This window comes from Ruegeria sp. AF3 (genome assembly GCF_056536285.1).
This window is the reverse complement of record NZ_JBQFJM010000001.1, coordinates 3,022,160-3,036,723: the sequence shown is the minus strand read 5'-3', so window position 1 is coordinate 3,036,723 and position 14,564 is coordinate 3,022,160. Positions and strand designations below refer to the sequence as shown.

Sequence of the window (14,564 nt, the reverse complement as noted above, 5' to 3'; positions counted from 1 at the left end):
CTATAATCACCCTATAACTAAACAATATTTATGCATGAGTTGGCCATGAGCACCCGACGCCTTCCACATCTGACCTGGCTGCGCGCTTTTGAGGCATCGGCGCGGCATCTGAGTTTTACCAACGCCGCCCAGGAACTGAACCTCACCCAGGCCGCGATCAGCAAGCAGGTGAAGCTTCTGGAGCATTACCTGCGCGAACCGCTGTTCGAGCGCAAACCTCGCAGTCTTGTTCTGACCAAAGTCGGCGCGGCCTATTTGCCCAAGGTCCGCGACGGTTTCGAACGCCTTGCGGCGGGCACCGAAGAGGTCTTCGGGCTCAGGCGCTCCGAGGTGCTGACAGTGCGCGCGCCGGTCGGATATTCCGTGAACTGGATCGCGCCCCGGCTTCAGGGCTTTTTTGATCGCCACCCAGATACCGAGGTCCGTCTGGTCTCCAGTGTCTGGGGCGACCAATTCGACAACGAGCGATTTGACCTCGACATCCAGTACGGCACGGGACGCTGGCCCGGTTACAAGGCTGATCGACTGACCTGGGAAGTGATCAAACCTGTTTGCGCACCATCACTTTTGGAAGGTGAACACGCGATCAGGAAGCCGGCGGACCTTGCTCACCATCGTCTCCTGCACGTGCTTGGCTACGAGGAAGGCTGGGCCGATTGGCTCAGATACGCAATGGCAAGTGGCATCAATTCGGGTCAGGGGCTGCAATTCGATACGTCACTGTTGGCATTCGAGTTTGCATCACGCGGTGGCGGGGTGGCATTGGCCCGCTCCTCGATGCTTGGCATTGAGATAGAGCGAGGCCGACTTGTCGAGCCATTCAGTATCGAAGCGCCTTTACAGGAAGCCTTCCACCTCATCTCGCCAGAAACAGGCCGCGACCATCCGGATGCCCAGAAATTCCGGGAGTGGTTGATCGAAACGGCTGAAAACGACCCGGAAAACAGGCGAAACCGCGAGACTTATCGCGCCTGAAGCCGCACGCCGGCATCAAGGCGAATGATCTCGCCGTTCAGCATCGGATTGCGGATGATGTCGACGGCCAGTCTGCCGAATTCGGCGGGTTCACCGAACCGGTTCGGAAACATTCGGCCATCCAGCATCCCGTCGATGACCTCCTGTGGAATGTGATCGGAAATTGGCGTTTTGAACAGACCCGGCGCGATCGTCATGACCCGGACACCCCGCGGCATGAATTCCCTTGCGGCCTGCAGGGTGAGGCTGGCGATTGCCCCCTTGGAAGCCACATAGGCCCCCTGCCCGATTTGCCCTTCAACGGCGGTGATCGACCCCGTGTTGATGATTATCCCGCGCTCACCATCCTCGTTCAGTGGCTCCAGCGCCATCATTCGGGCCGCACACTTTGTCATGACGCTGACGGTTCCCATGAGGTTGACGTCGATGACGCGCGCAAAGGCGGCCATGTCCACCGGACCGTCGCGCCCAACAAGACGCATGCCACCAGGGATACCAGCGCAGTTCACATTGATGCGGATCGGTCCGTTGTGCCCTTCGGCTTTTGCCAATGCTTCTGACACCGCGCCCGGGTCGGTAACGTCACAGGCGACACCCACGCCGCCGATCTCATCGGCCACCAGCGACACCTTCTCTTCGTTCAGGTCCAGAATTGCGACCTTGGCACCTGCCTTTTTCAAAGCCTCGGCGGCGGCCAATCCCAAACCCGAAGCCCCGCCAGTAACCAGCGCTGAAAGACCGTCAACCTGCATCACACATCACTCCTGTTTGTCGTGATGTGATAGCCCGGCGTCTCCCGATATTCACCCGACGAGTGTTTACCCTTTGGCCAACCAGAATTACTAGGATGAAGCTAACCAATCACAATGCCAGCACGTTAAGGTCTCGAAAAGTTCGCCCAGTGGGACCAGATCGAATGCCCGGTAGAGAGTGTTTTCTGATCCAGTGCGGCCTGATCCCTCAAACTCTCTGGATCGAGAACGGATGGCCGCTAATCACGCTGCACGGCAGCGCTGAAAATGATGGATTCGAGGCGATTTTCGTGCTGCGAGCGCACGCAGCGAAAAAACGCAATGACGGGGTTGGGCTCAACGCTGTCATCTGAGTCTATTTGTCAGATGAATGGTAACCCTTCGTAACCTGTCACTCATGACAGATCCTTGCCGCGGCAAAGTCCGGTTTTGCGCCGCAACGACTGCTTTTACCAACTTCGGCCATTCGCTGCAGTTGCGTACGATGTCTCACATGCGGACAAAACTGACCTTGGAGTCTACACCTTCGCTGACGCAGGATCCACCGCACTGGCAGCAACAGTTTTCCCCTCCAACAGGGAAAATCGCCAAAGCGGCCGTTCCACAGAGGGCTTGGGAGCTCCTTGATCGCTCTTTGACCAGATGGCGCTCCGGCATGGAAACTAAGGGACTTGGCCCAGCCCATAATCAGAGCTGGCAAATAGGCGTCAGGATCATAAAATTGGGCTTCTTCGCGCAAGGAAAGCGAACACAGGCAACATTGTTACGATCCAGACCACGCTATAAATTGCGGATGGGATGGCATATTCGCTTAACCCATTGGTGTTAGGCAACAGCAAGGTGGCAATTGCGATCCCCAAAGCTCCGTTTTGAACGCCGGTCTCAATTGAAATCGTCTTCGCCTCGATGTCTGTGCATCCGAGCATCCCTGAACTCATGATGCCAATAAACGTGAGTGACGCACCTACAACCAAAAGTGCGGGTCCAAGCCTAAGGAAGTTATCCGCGACCACCACCCAGTTTGAAATGATCGCGCCTCCAATGACCAGCGCAAAAAGTAGCATAGAGACCTTGCTAAAGACTGGTTCGACAGCGGCTACAATACGCGGCGCCAATGACCGCGCGGTCACCCCGACTAGGATTGGAGAAGCTGTTAAAAAAAACATTGCTAAAGCCGTCGAAGAGATGTCGATAGCGGGCGCAGTTGCCCCCATGAACATCTGCATCGAAAACCCCAGGATAAGCGGTACGGTAACGACACAAGTCAGACTGAAGACTGCTGTAAGAGTAACGGACAAAGCAACATCCCAATTCGAAAGCTTGGTTACGATGTTACTGATCGCCCCGCCCGGACAGGCCGCTAAAATCATAATGCCAACGGCTGTCTCGGTGGAAATCCCAAAGATAAAGATCACCATCAAAGCGATGCAAGGCAGCAAAATGATCTGGTTGAGAGCCCCGACGCAAAAGGCACGTGGACGTCGTCCGATGCGTTGAAAGTCAGCCGCTGTGAGTCCGAGGCCAAGGCAGAACATGATGACAACAACTGCGAGCGGCAGCAGCACAGATATAAAAATTTCGCCCATCTACCATGACCTCTATGACTGCATGCTTCTTCACGCTTTCGGACGATACCGTTCAGAAAACCTGATGACGAGTTTTATCAGTTTGGCGCATTTATCCTCAAGCGCCCGAAGATCGAGGCTGTCTTTATTTATTATACCTATCACTGGGTGGGACGATCTGGTGTGAAAGAGCATTCCAGTGCTAATCTCACTGTATGGCAAGTGTAACTTACGCATTCGCCCGCGCGATGGCCAACGCCGCCGGGATGACGCTGAACGACGATGGCGCCCTGATTTCGAATGGCGCTGTCGTGCTGCGTTTACCAGAAGCTCAAGACGGCCAATTGGCGGATGATGCGTATTTCGATTTGATAGATTGGATTCGTGCGCAACAAGCGGATGAGGTTGCGTTGGTTGAGGCCTATGCGAACGCGATTGCGACCGATGATCTCGGCGTCCTTGGCCTGGCTGTAAAGACAGCTCCCACCTTGCGGGAATCTTTGCAACGGATTGAACGTTATTTTCGTCTCGTCACGGACACCGCAGTTTACAGACTTGACGAAACCGGCGATCCGGTCCTTTGGATATTTGAAGGGCAAACGCCACATCGCGCCGCCTTGGAATTGCGCAACGAATGCGCGCTTGCCGCCTTTGCACGGAATATGTATCGGTTTGTGGGTGCTGGATTGTCGCTCGAATATGTCGCGTTCAAACATGCGTGCCGACAAGAGCATGAACGTTACGCCCAGCATTTTGCTTGTCCCGTGCAATTTGGTACTGACCACAACGCCATTGCTATGCGCCCTGCTATGCTGGAAAGCGAAAATCGTCTTGGCGATCCGGGCTTGTCAGATTTCATGACGAAGCACCTGGATGAGGAGTTCAACTCTCGCGATGACGACACCTCACTGAGCCAAGCAATTGTCCACCGGCTTACGCCAGCCCTAAGTAACGGCGCACCGCAGGCGGCGCATGTCGCCCAAGAGATGGGAATGAGCGAGCGCACTCTTTACCGCAGGTTGGCCGAAGAAGGGCTGACCTATCGCGACGTTCTTGGTCAGGCACAAGTTGCACTCGCTCGTGACCTGCTCCGTGACGGTAAGGCTTCCATAGCCGAGATCGCCTTTATGACCGGGTTTTCGGAACAGAGCACGTTCAGCCGCGCCTTCAAGCGCTGGGTTGGCCAGGCTCCGGCACGATTCAGGCAGCAGGCGACCTCCGACTAGGCACACACCTCAAGACCACATGGCAGGTTCGGCCAAAACCTTGGCAGGGCGGGCCGATACCTCAATCGATGTGGCGCCTAACTTCTTCTTTGTCAGATCCACCTGGGGCGCTCCCGAGTAAAGCAAACCCATTTGCCCCTCTCAGACAAAGGAAATTTGCAATGAGCAATCATGACCACAAACATGGAGCAAGCTGCGCTTGCGACGTCACGCCCGAACGCGTCGATATGGCGCGCCGGCGACTCTTGCAACAAGCCGCCGGTGCGGCCGCGGCAGGTACAACAATAGTGGCTGGCGGGCAGGCCCTTGCCGCGACCGACGAAGCACGCGCCTACTATGCTGACCCGGAAAATCCAGGCCTTCCCCAAATCGACATGACCATCGAGCCGGGGCGTACTGCGCTTGTGGTGACCGACCCCCAGATTGATTTTTTGTCAGAAGACGGTGTGACGTGGGGTGTCGTTGGCGAAAGCGTGACCGAACAGGGCACGGTCGATAATATCGAACGGCTTTTCATTGCCGCCAAGGCTGCGGGGATGCCGGTCTTCATCTCGCCCCACTATTACTACCCGCATGACCACAAGTGGGAGTTCGAGGGCACTCTGGAAGCCACGATGCACAGCATCGGCATGTTTGACCGCCTGGGACCGCTCAATTTGGACAACTTCGAGGGCTCAGGTGCCGACTGGATGCCGCAATACAAGAAGTACATCGAGGATGGCGAAACCATCATTTGCTCGCCACACAAGGTTTATAGCCCTGCTCAGAATGACCTGAACCTGCAATTGCGTAAACGCAAGATCGACAAGGTGATCCTCGCGGGGATGTCGGCGAACCTGTGTACGCAGGCGCATCTCTACGAGCTGCTGGAGCTGGGCTACGAAGTCGCTGTCGTTCGCGATGCCACAGCCGGGGCCAAGGTGCCTGAAGGTGACGGGTATCTCGCCGCCATAATCAACTTCCGAATGGTCGCCAACGGCGTCTGGTGGACCGACGACGCGGTTGAGCGCATTGGCCAATCGGCCTGACCCAAATCGATCTTCAAATTTGATCCCGACATCCTGAAAGGACATATCATGACACGCATCTTTACATTTCCCGCACTTACAACAGCGTTGACTCTCGTCCTGGCGGCGGCGGCATTGGCTGACGATGAATACAACGTTTCGAACAGTCTTACCTTGACCGGGCAGCCCCTCGGCATGCATGGCGTCGATCCTGTATCGATGTTTGAAGCCGAAAAACCCGAAATGGGCAACGCCACTTTTACATCGGCCCATGATGGAGTGGACTACTATTTTGCGTCGCAGGCAGCGCAAGCCACATTCGAGGCGGATCCGACGGCACATCTGCCTCAATTCGGCGGGTTCTGCGCCTTTGGCGTCTATGTAGGCAAGAAGCTTGATGGCGATGTTCGGTATGCCGATATCGTGGACAACAAGCTCTATCTCTTTGTGAATGAGGACATCTTCAAGAAATACCTTGAGGACAAAGAGACCGTGATCCAAGGCGCCCATGCCAAGTGGGCAGACATCCACCACACGCCTGTCAGCAGCCTTTGATCGAGGAATTTGGTGGCTTTTGCCGGTCGGAGCCACCGCTGCCTCTCCCCTCCCCAAAAGGCCGGCATTTCTCCAAGACGCCCTGTCCGCAATGACAATTCGCGAGCGTCGAAAACTCTTCCCAAAGGAAACCAGACATGACTGATTTTGAGACCTATACAATCGCCTCAGCCCCTGATGCCGCGAAACCAATTCTGGAAGCATCGCTGAAAGGATATGGTTTTGTGCCCAACCTTTATGCGGCCATGGCCGAAGCGCCCGCAATTTTGGAAGGCTATACGACACTTTCCAACATCTTTGGAAAGACCAGCCTGTCAGAGACTGAGCGCCAGATCATCCTTATGACTAACAACCGGTTGAACGGGTGCAAGTACTGCATGGCCGCCCATACCACTCTTTCACAGATGGCCGGTGTCCCCGAAGACGTGATCGCAGCGTTACGCGATGGCAGCCCTATCGCCGACCCCAAATTGGAAGCACTGCGCAAATTCGTCATCGTGATCAACGAAAGCCGAGGCTGGCCCAGCGACGCACAGGTCGAGGCGTTTCTGACGGCTGGCTATACCCGCCAGACCATGCTGGAAGTCATCCTTGGCACAGCGTTGAAAATCCTGTCGAACTATACGAACCATGTGGCGGAAACGGCTTTGGATGATGCGTTTGTCCCAAATGCATGGACCGCCTCATCCGCGGCGGCGGCTGAATAGCGCGATATTGCCTAATTGTTGGTCTTGCGCTTAGGCCTGAGTTTGGTTCTGGCCAATAAGGGAATCCGATTTGAGACGTTCGACCGCAAAATCAACAAAAGCGCGTACCTTCGCAGACACGGTTCGACCCTCTTGATGCACAAGATGGATGGGAACCTCGGGTGGCTCATATGACTTCATGACAGTCTTGAGCCGCCCATCTGCAATGTAGGGTGCCACCTGATACGACAAAAGCCGTCCGATCCCATGACCTTGCAACGCCAACTCAATCACGGCGTCATTAGTATTCATGCTGATGCGTGGGTTCACTCGTTTGGTTATGCTCTTTCTACCGCTTTGAAAATGCCATTGGGCGGATGCATTCAGGGCAGTAGAATTAATGATCGCCGACCTTGTGGCTCTCCACAGCCCGGGAGGAGTGGTTTCCGAGGCACTGTCCATTGGTAAGCAGGTGAGAGGTGCTGAGCTTTCTACAGCCGTTCTAGCTGGCTCGATGTGCGTGTCGTCATGTCCTTACATCCTTGCAGGCGGTGAGGAACGCCTCGTCTCTCGTCGAGGCATTGTGGGTAGGCCCGGAATACTGCGAAAATAGGCTTCTGTTGCTACCCGTACCAAAGACTTTGCAAAGTCCGCTTACTGCGCATCGCTGACATTGGTGCTTTCAGCAACATCGGTTGGTTTGGGCTCATAGCTGGCCTCGGGCGCAACGCAGCATCAGGGCAATAGAAACAACTTCCACCGGCGAGAACGGCCCCTAAGCGGACATCCAGCAGCCAACCGATTTGCTGCGGTTGCAGCCCGCTTTCCGGACATTCGTCGCAGGCGCGAAATCGACCCTCGCTCGAACAGGAACTCTGCGGACTTTGCTTCCGTTCGCTTTCTCGAACCGAAGGTCTGCTTCACTCGAATTCAGACGCAATCCAATCAACGATCCGCTTGATGCGCGTCTGGCCCAAATGGTGCTTCGCCCATGAGATATAGAGCCCATCATCAGAGGGCTCCGGATCGACCCAAATCTCCACCAGTTTCTTGGCCTGCAGATCATTCTCCACCATGTAGGTTGGCGCGATGGCAACGCCGTGACCACCGATGGCGGCATCCAAAGCCAAGGCAGAGCGGTCAAAATTGAGCAGCTTGTTCGTGTCTCCATATCCCGTGGCCTTGATCAGCTTTTCCCACCGGCGGTGTGCATCCTGAAGCAGCGGCAGCGTCAGCAGGGTTTCCAAACCCATGGGCCAGTCGGGGCGTAGGTAATCGGGGCTGCACACAGCGATAAGACGAATGTCGGTCAGTCGGCGTGATCCGTGGGCCGGGTTCGCGTCTCGCGTTTTGCCGGGCCAGATCGCGATCTCGTTCCGGCCCAGGCTGCGCGCCAAGCTCCGCTCGTGAACCTGTGTGGTCAGGGAGACAGTCGGGAACTTGGCCGCGAAAGCGTCCATCCGGGGCATCAGCCACTTAGTTGCTGTGGACGAACCAAGATGCATCGTGACGCGATCATCCTCCTCGCTGAGGCTCACCAACGCGGTGTCGAGGATCGCTAAGGCTTTCTCTATGGCCGCGCGGCAGCGCTCGCCTTCCGGCGTGAGCGAGACGCCGCGTGCGCCCCGCACGAGAAGAACCACCCCCAGCTCTATTTCGAGCTGTTTGATCCGTTGGGAGACTGCGCCACGCGAGAGGTTCAGCTCTTCGGCGGCGCGTTGCAGGTTCCCCTGCGACGCGACAACCGCGAACACACGGAGCGCGTTCAGATTCACGTTCTTCATTCGACGCTCCAAAGGCGATAGTTTTTCTAAATGCTTATGGAGTTAACCTGCTTTGTCAATCTAGTGCAGGCGGTCGATACAAGCGGGGAAGCAGCACTCAGCGATAGCCAAGGGACGGAGTGATGACCCAGACAATTCGACCAGCCACACCCGACGACATACCGCGCCTGGTCGAGCTTCTGATGCTGGACGCGGGCGAACGCCACGCGCAGGACGCAACCCTCTGGAAGTTGGCGGACGATGCGTCCGCGCAGATCGAGAAGGCGCTGACCTTCGCGTTGACCGCCGAACAACAGCCCTTTCAGCAGATTTGGCGGGTCGCGGAGGATGGCGGTCAGGTCACCGGCGTAATTCACGCGATGATGCTGCCTGTGCCGCCGATCTACGCGGGTTCCTTCGGTGAGCCAGGTCTGATCCTCCCCGACTCTTTCGTGGCACCCGATGCGCCGCGCGGCACGGTCGAGGCTTTGCTGTCCACAGCCGAAAACGCCCTTCATGAAGCCGGAGCGCGGATCAATTTAACCTCTTACGTCGCAGGCGAGGACTGGCGCAGCGCCTTCGAGGCAAACGGGTACGAGTCCCTTACGCTCTACTTTTCGCGCACCGACCTTGGTGACAGGGGAATGCCAGCCGACATTCGGCAAGCGACGGAAGACGATGTTCCCGGTATCGTTGCGCGCAGCGCCGAAAACCGGCAGGTTCTTTTCGACATCGACCCCTTCTGGGAAATCCACCCCGAAGCTGATTCACGGTTCTCAGCTTGGATGACGCGAAGCCTTACACTCCGGGATCGGGACATGATGGTTCTGGGCGCGTCCGAGGATTTGCAGGGATACGTCATCGCACAGCCCGCCTCACGGCTGCATTTTCCCCCTGCCCACGACATCACAGGGACGGGTGTGATTGATGACTATTATCACCCCGAGCTGGCCAACCCGGCGGCTCTCGACCAAGGCAGTGAAGGTGCGAGCGCGCTGTTACGCGCCGCCGAGACGGCGTTTGCCAACCGTGGAACGGGAGCCGCATTTGTCGTCTGTCCGGCGGTATGGATGTCCAAGATCGAGTTGCTGGAATCCGCCGGTTACGAGACAGCAATGGTTTGGTCCATCAAGCGCTAGGCATTTTCTAAGCTGCCATTCGGTCAGTCCGCAGCATCGGTGAAATTGGGCTCGCTACTGCCGTTAGATCAGTCGCAGCATGTTAGCCTAGGGATTGATGTTGCAACAGCAAGGACGGCCCCTAAGCGGACCTTAGGCCAGGAGGTCTTCGCTCCATTGCGGCTTTCCCAAAGCGGACATTGCAACTTCAATAGTCACTTATTGCTGTAGGGTGCCAATGAGCGTGCTTGCAAGCGCCTCCTCTAAGGCAGGAACGAGATCGGTGCTATTGTCCACAACGCCCACGTCGCTATTGATCTGGAATGCAATTGTGAGGTCGTGGTCCGCATAGTGTCGGAGGCTCGAAACGTAGCCGGGAATCCAGCCGCCGTGACCGAAAACCGGACCGCGCGGGGTTTCCTGATAGATCGCAACGCCAGCTCCGTAGAACACGCCCGGGGCGTCCGGATGGACTGCCACCCCGTCCAGCAGAGCGTCCAAATAATCCGTGTCCATCGCAGCACCTGAGAACAGCGCATGACCCCACAGAGCGAGGTCCGCTGAGGTGGAGGCAAATCCACCTCCTGTCCATTCGACCACGGGATTCCACGTCAATCGACCGCTGCTATCCATCGTACGTGGCGCGAGACCGAATGGATTGTCGTTGACTGTATATCCTACGGCAATGCCTTCGAGCGTCGTTGTATCTGATGGGACCGTAGCAGTGAGGCCAAGCGGAACCAGCAGACGCTCAGTGGTAAGCTCAAACACACTTGCGTCCGTCGCAGCCTCTATGACCAAGCCCAACAGAATGTAGCCCGTATCGGTGTAGCTCCAAGCTGTCCCGGCCTCAAAGAGCGCGGGCTCGTCCAACACAAACGACACCAAGTCCACAGGATCAAAGGCTGCTTGTTGGCCCAACACGATCACGTCGGACGCAAATCCTTCCATGTGAGCTTGATCCGGCAGCCCCGATGAATGCGTGAGAAGATGTCCGATCGTGATGTGATCCGCGTTTGGCACCCGGGCAAACCAAGGCTCATCTCCGAGGTACTCCGACACCAAGTCGGATCGGCTGATCACGCCATCACCCTCGAGAGAGAGCGTGAGAGCCCCCCAGATCGTCTTTCCGATACTGGCCGCCAGCATCCGTGTTTCGGACGTCATCGGAGTGACTGCCTCGACGTCCGAGAGGCCAATCGCGAAGCTTTGGACTTTGCCGTCCACGCCGACATAGGCAAGCGTCGCGCCCGGAAACCCATAGGACTCGTGAAAGGATTCCAGCAGCGCTTGAACGTCCGATCTTCTGTCCAATGGTTCTGCAATGGCGGCTTGGAATAGTAGGGACAGAAGGACAGGAACAACCGTAACTGAGCGAAAGAGCGATCTCATGGGTCGGCCCTCCCGTCGACGGGGATGACCTCAGTGACGGCACCCTGTCGTTGCAGCATGGTCTCCCGGTTCCACCAGACAACCACCGCCGCCACAATGACGAGAAGCCATGTGTCATAGGGCTGCGCATCCGGCCAGACGGGCAGGATCAGCTGCCAATGAAACAGCATGGGCCAGAAAAGGCTGCCGCGACCTGAATTAAAGATCGGAGTCACAAGGACGGCCAGAGTGATGTTGCCGACAAGAAACGGAAAGAAATTCCATGCTGCAAAGACCGTGCCGGAGAGGAAGAACGCCGGAAGGTGCCAGATGCCCCAGATGGTTCCTATGATCATGCCTGCCCAAAGAGGGGCTAAGTGCCGTTGCAGGATGGGTTGCGCGAAACCGCGCCAGCCGAACTCTTCAATCGGTCCAAGGAAGAGCATCATGAAGGTGAGGGCGATCATAGCGCCGAGGCCTTCGGGTGGAATAGGTGCAAACAGCGGGCCTGACTTGAGAGACGACCCGATCATGAAGACAAGCGGAATGCCGATCCCAATGAAGGCGACCCAAACTGGCGACAAACGCCATAAAGTCAGCCGGGAGAAAAAGGCTTTGAGCCCTGCAATACCGCCAAAGTAAAGCACGAGCGAAAAGGCCGAGATCGCCGGCGCCCAGGTCGCGAGAAAGAAGAACGGGTGCGATCCGCTGATCTCGCCAAAGGTCGATGACGCCCATTCAGGCGCGATGATGTACAAGCTGACAACGCCCCAGGTGATGGCGAAGGTCAAAACGAAGAAAACTGTCAGAGCATGGGATGGAACCGGGTAGGTCCTTGTTGGTGCAGAAATATCTGCCATGGGAAATTCCCCCGATTATTGAGATGCGTTTCCCTGCTCATGCCTCTACTTCACGACCCGAATGGGGTTCATGAAGTCAAAGCTTCCCGGTTTTGCGCCGAGTGCTTTTTCTATGATTGTCTGCATCGCCAAGCGCCGCGCGCGCAGCTCGGCTTCATCGAAGCCGAACATGTCGCCGTCCGTCAGGAACTGTGCGCCGGTGAATAGAAACTGGATGGTCTCGAGGGGCTTGTCGACATCGAAGACCCCCTCTCCAATCCCTTGCTCCACAATCTGGGCAAGGATTGGCGAGAGCTGCAGAACTGTCTGGATATTGGTGAGTTCGTGAAGCTCGCGGTTTTCGGGCAAGTGCAGCATCTCGGCGACGTCCAGGCTGTCGTCATCGCCGATGTGGCTGTTCCCCAGAAGCGCCTCCATCTTTTGCATTGCTGTGAGCGATGGCTCTTTGGCAACGCTGCTTGCCATCTCGACGATCTGGGTGAGCGCCTTGTCAACGATGGCTTCAAGAATGTCCGGCTTCGACTTGAAGTAGTAGTAGAACGTTCCTTTCGCGACCCCAATTTCACGAATGATCATCTCCACCGAGCACTTCGCGTAACCATGCTGCCGAAACAACCGATCCGCTGTTTCGATGATTTCCGCGCGCCGTTCCTCTGGGGCTTTGACGATCCGTGCCAAGGTGAGTCTCCAATTTGCAATCTTCTTACTGACTGACGGTCAGTCGGTCAAGATGGTGAACACTCGAAGAACTCCTCCGGCATGGCTCTAGCGCCGGAGAATTTTGCCGGAGTCGGTGATATCGAAGGTCAGCAACGTTGGGTTGTAGATGGGAAGGGCATAGTGGATCGGAGGATCAGCCATGGAAATGGCACCAAATAGGCCCTAACCGGACATTGACCAAGCACTCGGAATTCTGCGATTACATTCCGAATTTCTGACACTGGTGTAGGAAGGCACATTGCCGGGGGCAAACGCCAGATCACACGCCAGGTGCCGCCAAGAAAATCATTATCTTGATAGCCGCGCTGAGCTCGCAATCACACCTCAGATTTTTAGTTGAAACAGTGATCAGGTCTCTGAAAATCCCAAGTCTTTGAGAGCCAGATGCAGGTCTTTTCTGACCACCGGGTCGTGTATCGGGATGGCGGAAAAGAACTGCGCAATCGAAGCGTCGGGACGGCGTGCGAGTGTCTGGTCGTGCCAGAACTGCGCCTGCGCATTCCTTCCTGCAACCTTGTTTACGCCGGCTGCTATTGTCGTGACGATGTAATGCGCACCGGGCTCACGCGCGCCTTTGTCGGTACTTTCGCAGGCTTGCTCGTGTTCGCCAAGGTGCAGATGGGCGAGGGCCTTGGCCTGATACATGGCATAGAGAAATGGGTCCAGCGGACTGAGCGATATTGCGTCATTCGCCGAAACCAGAGCGGGAGCACCGTGTCCGACAATCATATCGGCATGCGACTTTGCATATAGGCCGTGAGCAAAGCTGGGGCTCATTCCTACGGAACGCTGCAGGTAGGATTGGCCTGAATCGTGATCATCATTGAGCCAAAACGATCGACCGTAGTTGAAATTTCCGAACGGATCCAACGGGTCGATTTCAAGGCACTTCTCTGCAAACCGTCTTGCATTGTCGACCTCTTGGGCGCGGTCCGTGGAATACGTCATGAACGCGGCCTGAAAGGAGGTGAAGGACCGCGCTGCAAAGGCGCGGGCAAAACCGGGATCGAGTTTGGTCGCCTTGGCAAAGTGCTCGGCTGCGATTGCGTTATCCTTCTCGGTGAACCGATACATGTGATGAAGGCCAAGATGAAACAGGCTCCAGGCGTCGAGGCTCTCAGGCGACCGCAATCGCGCACGTTCGGTCTCGTGCATGTTGATGTGAAGTTCGAGACCCGAACAGACGAGCCGGACAATGTCGGTCCGGATTTGGTGTACGTCGTCAATGGCGCCCGCCAATGTCTCGCACCAGATGACTCGGCCATCGCGTGTGTCGGACAGCTCCACGGTAATCGAAATGCGGCGTCCGATTATTTCGACATCACCCACAAGGCTATAGGTGGCACCGAGGGTGGTGCGGATGACGGACATGTCCGGTAGCGGGTCGCGAAACCGAAAGGTGGACCCTCGCGCCAGCACTCGGAGCCATCTGAGGCGCGACAGTGAAGAAATGAGTTCCGCCGGAACTGCGTCGGCCATTGCGGACCAGCCTTCCAGCTGACCAACACTGCGAAACGGGAACACCGCAATCGACGGACGGGACGTTTCGGTTACCGACTCCTCGCCGGGCAAAATCACCTCAGATTTGGCACGTGCGGGAATGCTCTGGCGCAGCGGACCCACAAAGCGAAATCCGCGCCCGTGGATCGTGCGGATAAACCGCTGAGACTTGCCATCGTCACCCACCGACCGACGCACGGTCTTTAGAAGCGTCGAGATCGCAGCATCAGTCACAATCCTGCCGTCCCAGATGACCTCGACCAGTTCGTCTTTGGTCACCAGCCGGTCGGCGTTGGCCACAAGGTGGCACAAGAGCGCGAAGGCGCGCGGCTCGACTTGGACCTCTTGCCCCGTCTGCGAAAGCTGCCCTAGGGCTGTATCCAGAGTAAAATCTTCAAAATCGTATCTCATCTTCCCAGACTACGATTTCCTCAGAACTTCGCCACGAAATTCTCAGCTCTCCCTC

14 protein-coding genes are annotated in these 14,564 nt (G+C 56.6%); 6 read left to right on the top strand and 8 right to left on the bottom strand.

All coding sequences use genetic code 11. The features are described from left to right. Nucleotides 1–45: 45 nt before the first annotated feature. A complete protein-coding gene (gene gcvA / locus ACR3FC_RS15235) occupies nucleotides 46–975 on the top strand; it encodes a transcriptional regulator GcvA (protein WP_480476214.1) in 930 nt (309 codons plus the stop codon). Here gcvA and ACR3FC_RS15230 read toward each other — a convergent pair. Then, on the bottom strand, nucleotides 963–1,727 hold the full coding sequence (locus tag ACR3FC_RS15230; protein WP_480476212.1) for an SDR family NAD(P)-dependent oxidoreductase: 765 nt from the start codon (nucleotides 1,725–1,727) through the stop codon (nucleotides 963–965). The genes gcvA and ACR3FC_RS15230 overlap by 13 nt on opposite strands. Before the next feature lie 713 nt (nucleotides 1,728–2,440). Then, nucleotides 2,441–3,313 (bottom strand): bile acid:sodium symporter family protein, encoded by an 873-nt coding sequence (locus ACR3FC_RS15225; RefSeq protein WP_170379994.1) that lies wholly within the window; start codon nucleotides 3,311–3,313, stop codon nucleotides 2,441–2,443. A 227-nt stretch (nucleotides 3,314–3,540) separates the two neighbouring features. Here ACR3FC_RS15225 and ACR3FC_RS15220 point away from each other — a divergent pair, with 227 nt between their 5' ends. The 4 genes from ACR3FC_RS15220 to ACR3FC_RS15205 all read left to right on the top strand — a co-directional run bounded on the left by ACR3FC_RS15220 (nucleotide 3,541) and on the right by ACR3FC_RS15205 (nucleotide 6,787). Next, nucleotides 3,541–4,518 carry an AraC family transcriptional regulator gene (locus ACR3FC_RS15220; protein ID WP_237217123.1) on the top strand — a complete coding sequence of 326 codons (978 nt, stop codon included), beginning with the start codon at nucleotides 3,541–3,543 and terminating at the stop codon, nucleotides 4,516–4,518. Nucleotides 4,519–4,679: 161 nt separating this feature from the next. Next, entirely contained in the window at nucleotides 4,680–5,546 is an 867-nt protein-coding gene (locus ACR3FC_RS15215; protein WP_058282012.1) for a cysteine hydrolase family protein, read from the top strand. 48 nt (nucleotides 5,547–5,594) lie between these two features. Next, nucleotides 5,595–6,080, top strand: coding sequence for a YHS domain-containing (seleno)protein (locus ACR3FC_RS15210; RefSeq protein ID WP_480476210.1), 486 nt, complete (start codon nucleotides 5,595–5,597; stop codon nucleotides 6,078–6,080). A 137-nt stretch (nucleotides 6,081–6,217) separates the two neighbouring features. Then, complete coding sequence (locus ACR3FC_RS15205; protein ID WP_170473744.1) at nucleotides 6,218–6,787, top strand: carboxymuconolactone decarboxylase family protein; 570 nt, start codon at nucleotides 6,218–6,220, stop codon at nucleotides 6,785–6,787. A 30-nt stretch (nucleotides 6,788–6,817) separates the two neighbouring features. On the opposite strand, the gene ACR3FC_RS15200 is transcribed toward ACR3FC_RS15205, so the two are convergent. Then, nucleotides 6,818–7,228 carry a LysR substrate-binding domain-containing protein gene (locus tag ACR3FC_RS15200; protein WP_480476208.1) on the bottom strand — a complete coding sequence of 137 codons (411 nt, stop codon included), beginning with the start codon at nucleotides 7,226–7,228 and terminating at the stop codon, nucleotides 6,818–6,820. A gap of 458 nt (nucleotides 7,229–7,686) precedes the next feature. Continuing rightward, a complete protein-coding gene (locus ACR3FC_RS15195) occupies nucleotides 7,687–8,550 on the bottom strand; it encodes a LysR family transcriptional regulator (protein WP_480476206.1) in 864 nt (287 codons plus the stop codon). 122 nt (nucleotides 8,551–8,672) lie between these two features. On the opposite strand from ACR3FC_RS15195, the gene ACR3FC_RS15190 reads away from it, so the two are divergent. Continuing rightward, complete coding sequence (locus ACR3FC_RS15190) at nucleotides 8,673–9,668, top strand: N-acetyltransferase family protein (RefSeq protein WP_480476204.1); 996 nt, start codon at nucleotides 8,673–8,675, stop codon at nucleotides 9,666–9,668. Between the two features lie 198 nt (nucleotides 9,669–9,866). Here ACR3FC_RS15190 and ACR3FC_RS15185 read toward each other — a convergent pair whose 3' ends face one another. The 4 genes from ACR3FC_RS15185 to ACR3FC_RS15170 all read right to left on the bottom strand — a co-directional run bounded on the left by ACR3FC_RS15185 (nucleotide 9,867) and on the right by ACR3FC_RS15170 (nucleotide 14,509). Then, entirely contained in the window at nucleotides 9,867–11,039 is a 1,173-nt protein-coding gene (locus tag ACR3FC_RS15185) for a serine hydrolase domain-containing protein (protein WP_480476202.1), read from the bottom strand. After that, nucleotides 11,036–11,878 (bottom strand): CPBP family intramembrane glutamic endopeptidase, encoded by an 843-nt coding sequence (locus ACR3FC_RS15180; protein WP_480476200.1) that lies wholly within the window; start codon nucleotides 11,876–11,878, stop codon nucleotides 11,036–11,038. The genes ACR3FC_RS15185 and ACR3FC_RS15180 overlap by 4 nt, the downstream gene beginning before the upstream one ends. Nucleotides 11,879–11,923: 45 nt before the next feature. Further along, a complete protein-coding gene (locus ACR3FC_RS15175) occupies nucleotides 11,924–12,556 on the bottom strand; it encodes a TetR/AcrR family transcriptional regulator (protein WP_480476198.1) in 633 nt (210 codons plus the stop codon). A 390-nt stretch (nucleotides 12,557–12,946) separates the two neighbouring features. After that, on the bottom strand, nucleotides 12,947–14,509 hold the full coding sequence (locus tag ACR3FC_RS15170; protein ID WP_480476196.1) for a winged helix-turn-helix domain-containing tetratricopeptide repeat protein: 1,563 nt from the start codon (nucleotides 14,507–14,509) through the stop codon (nucleotides 12,947–12,949). Nucleotides 14,510–14,564 lie beyond the last annotated feature (55 nt).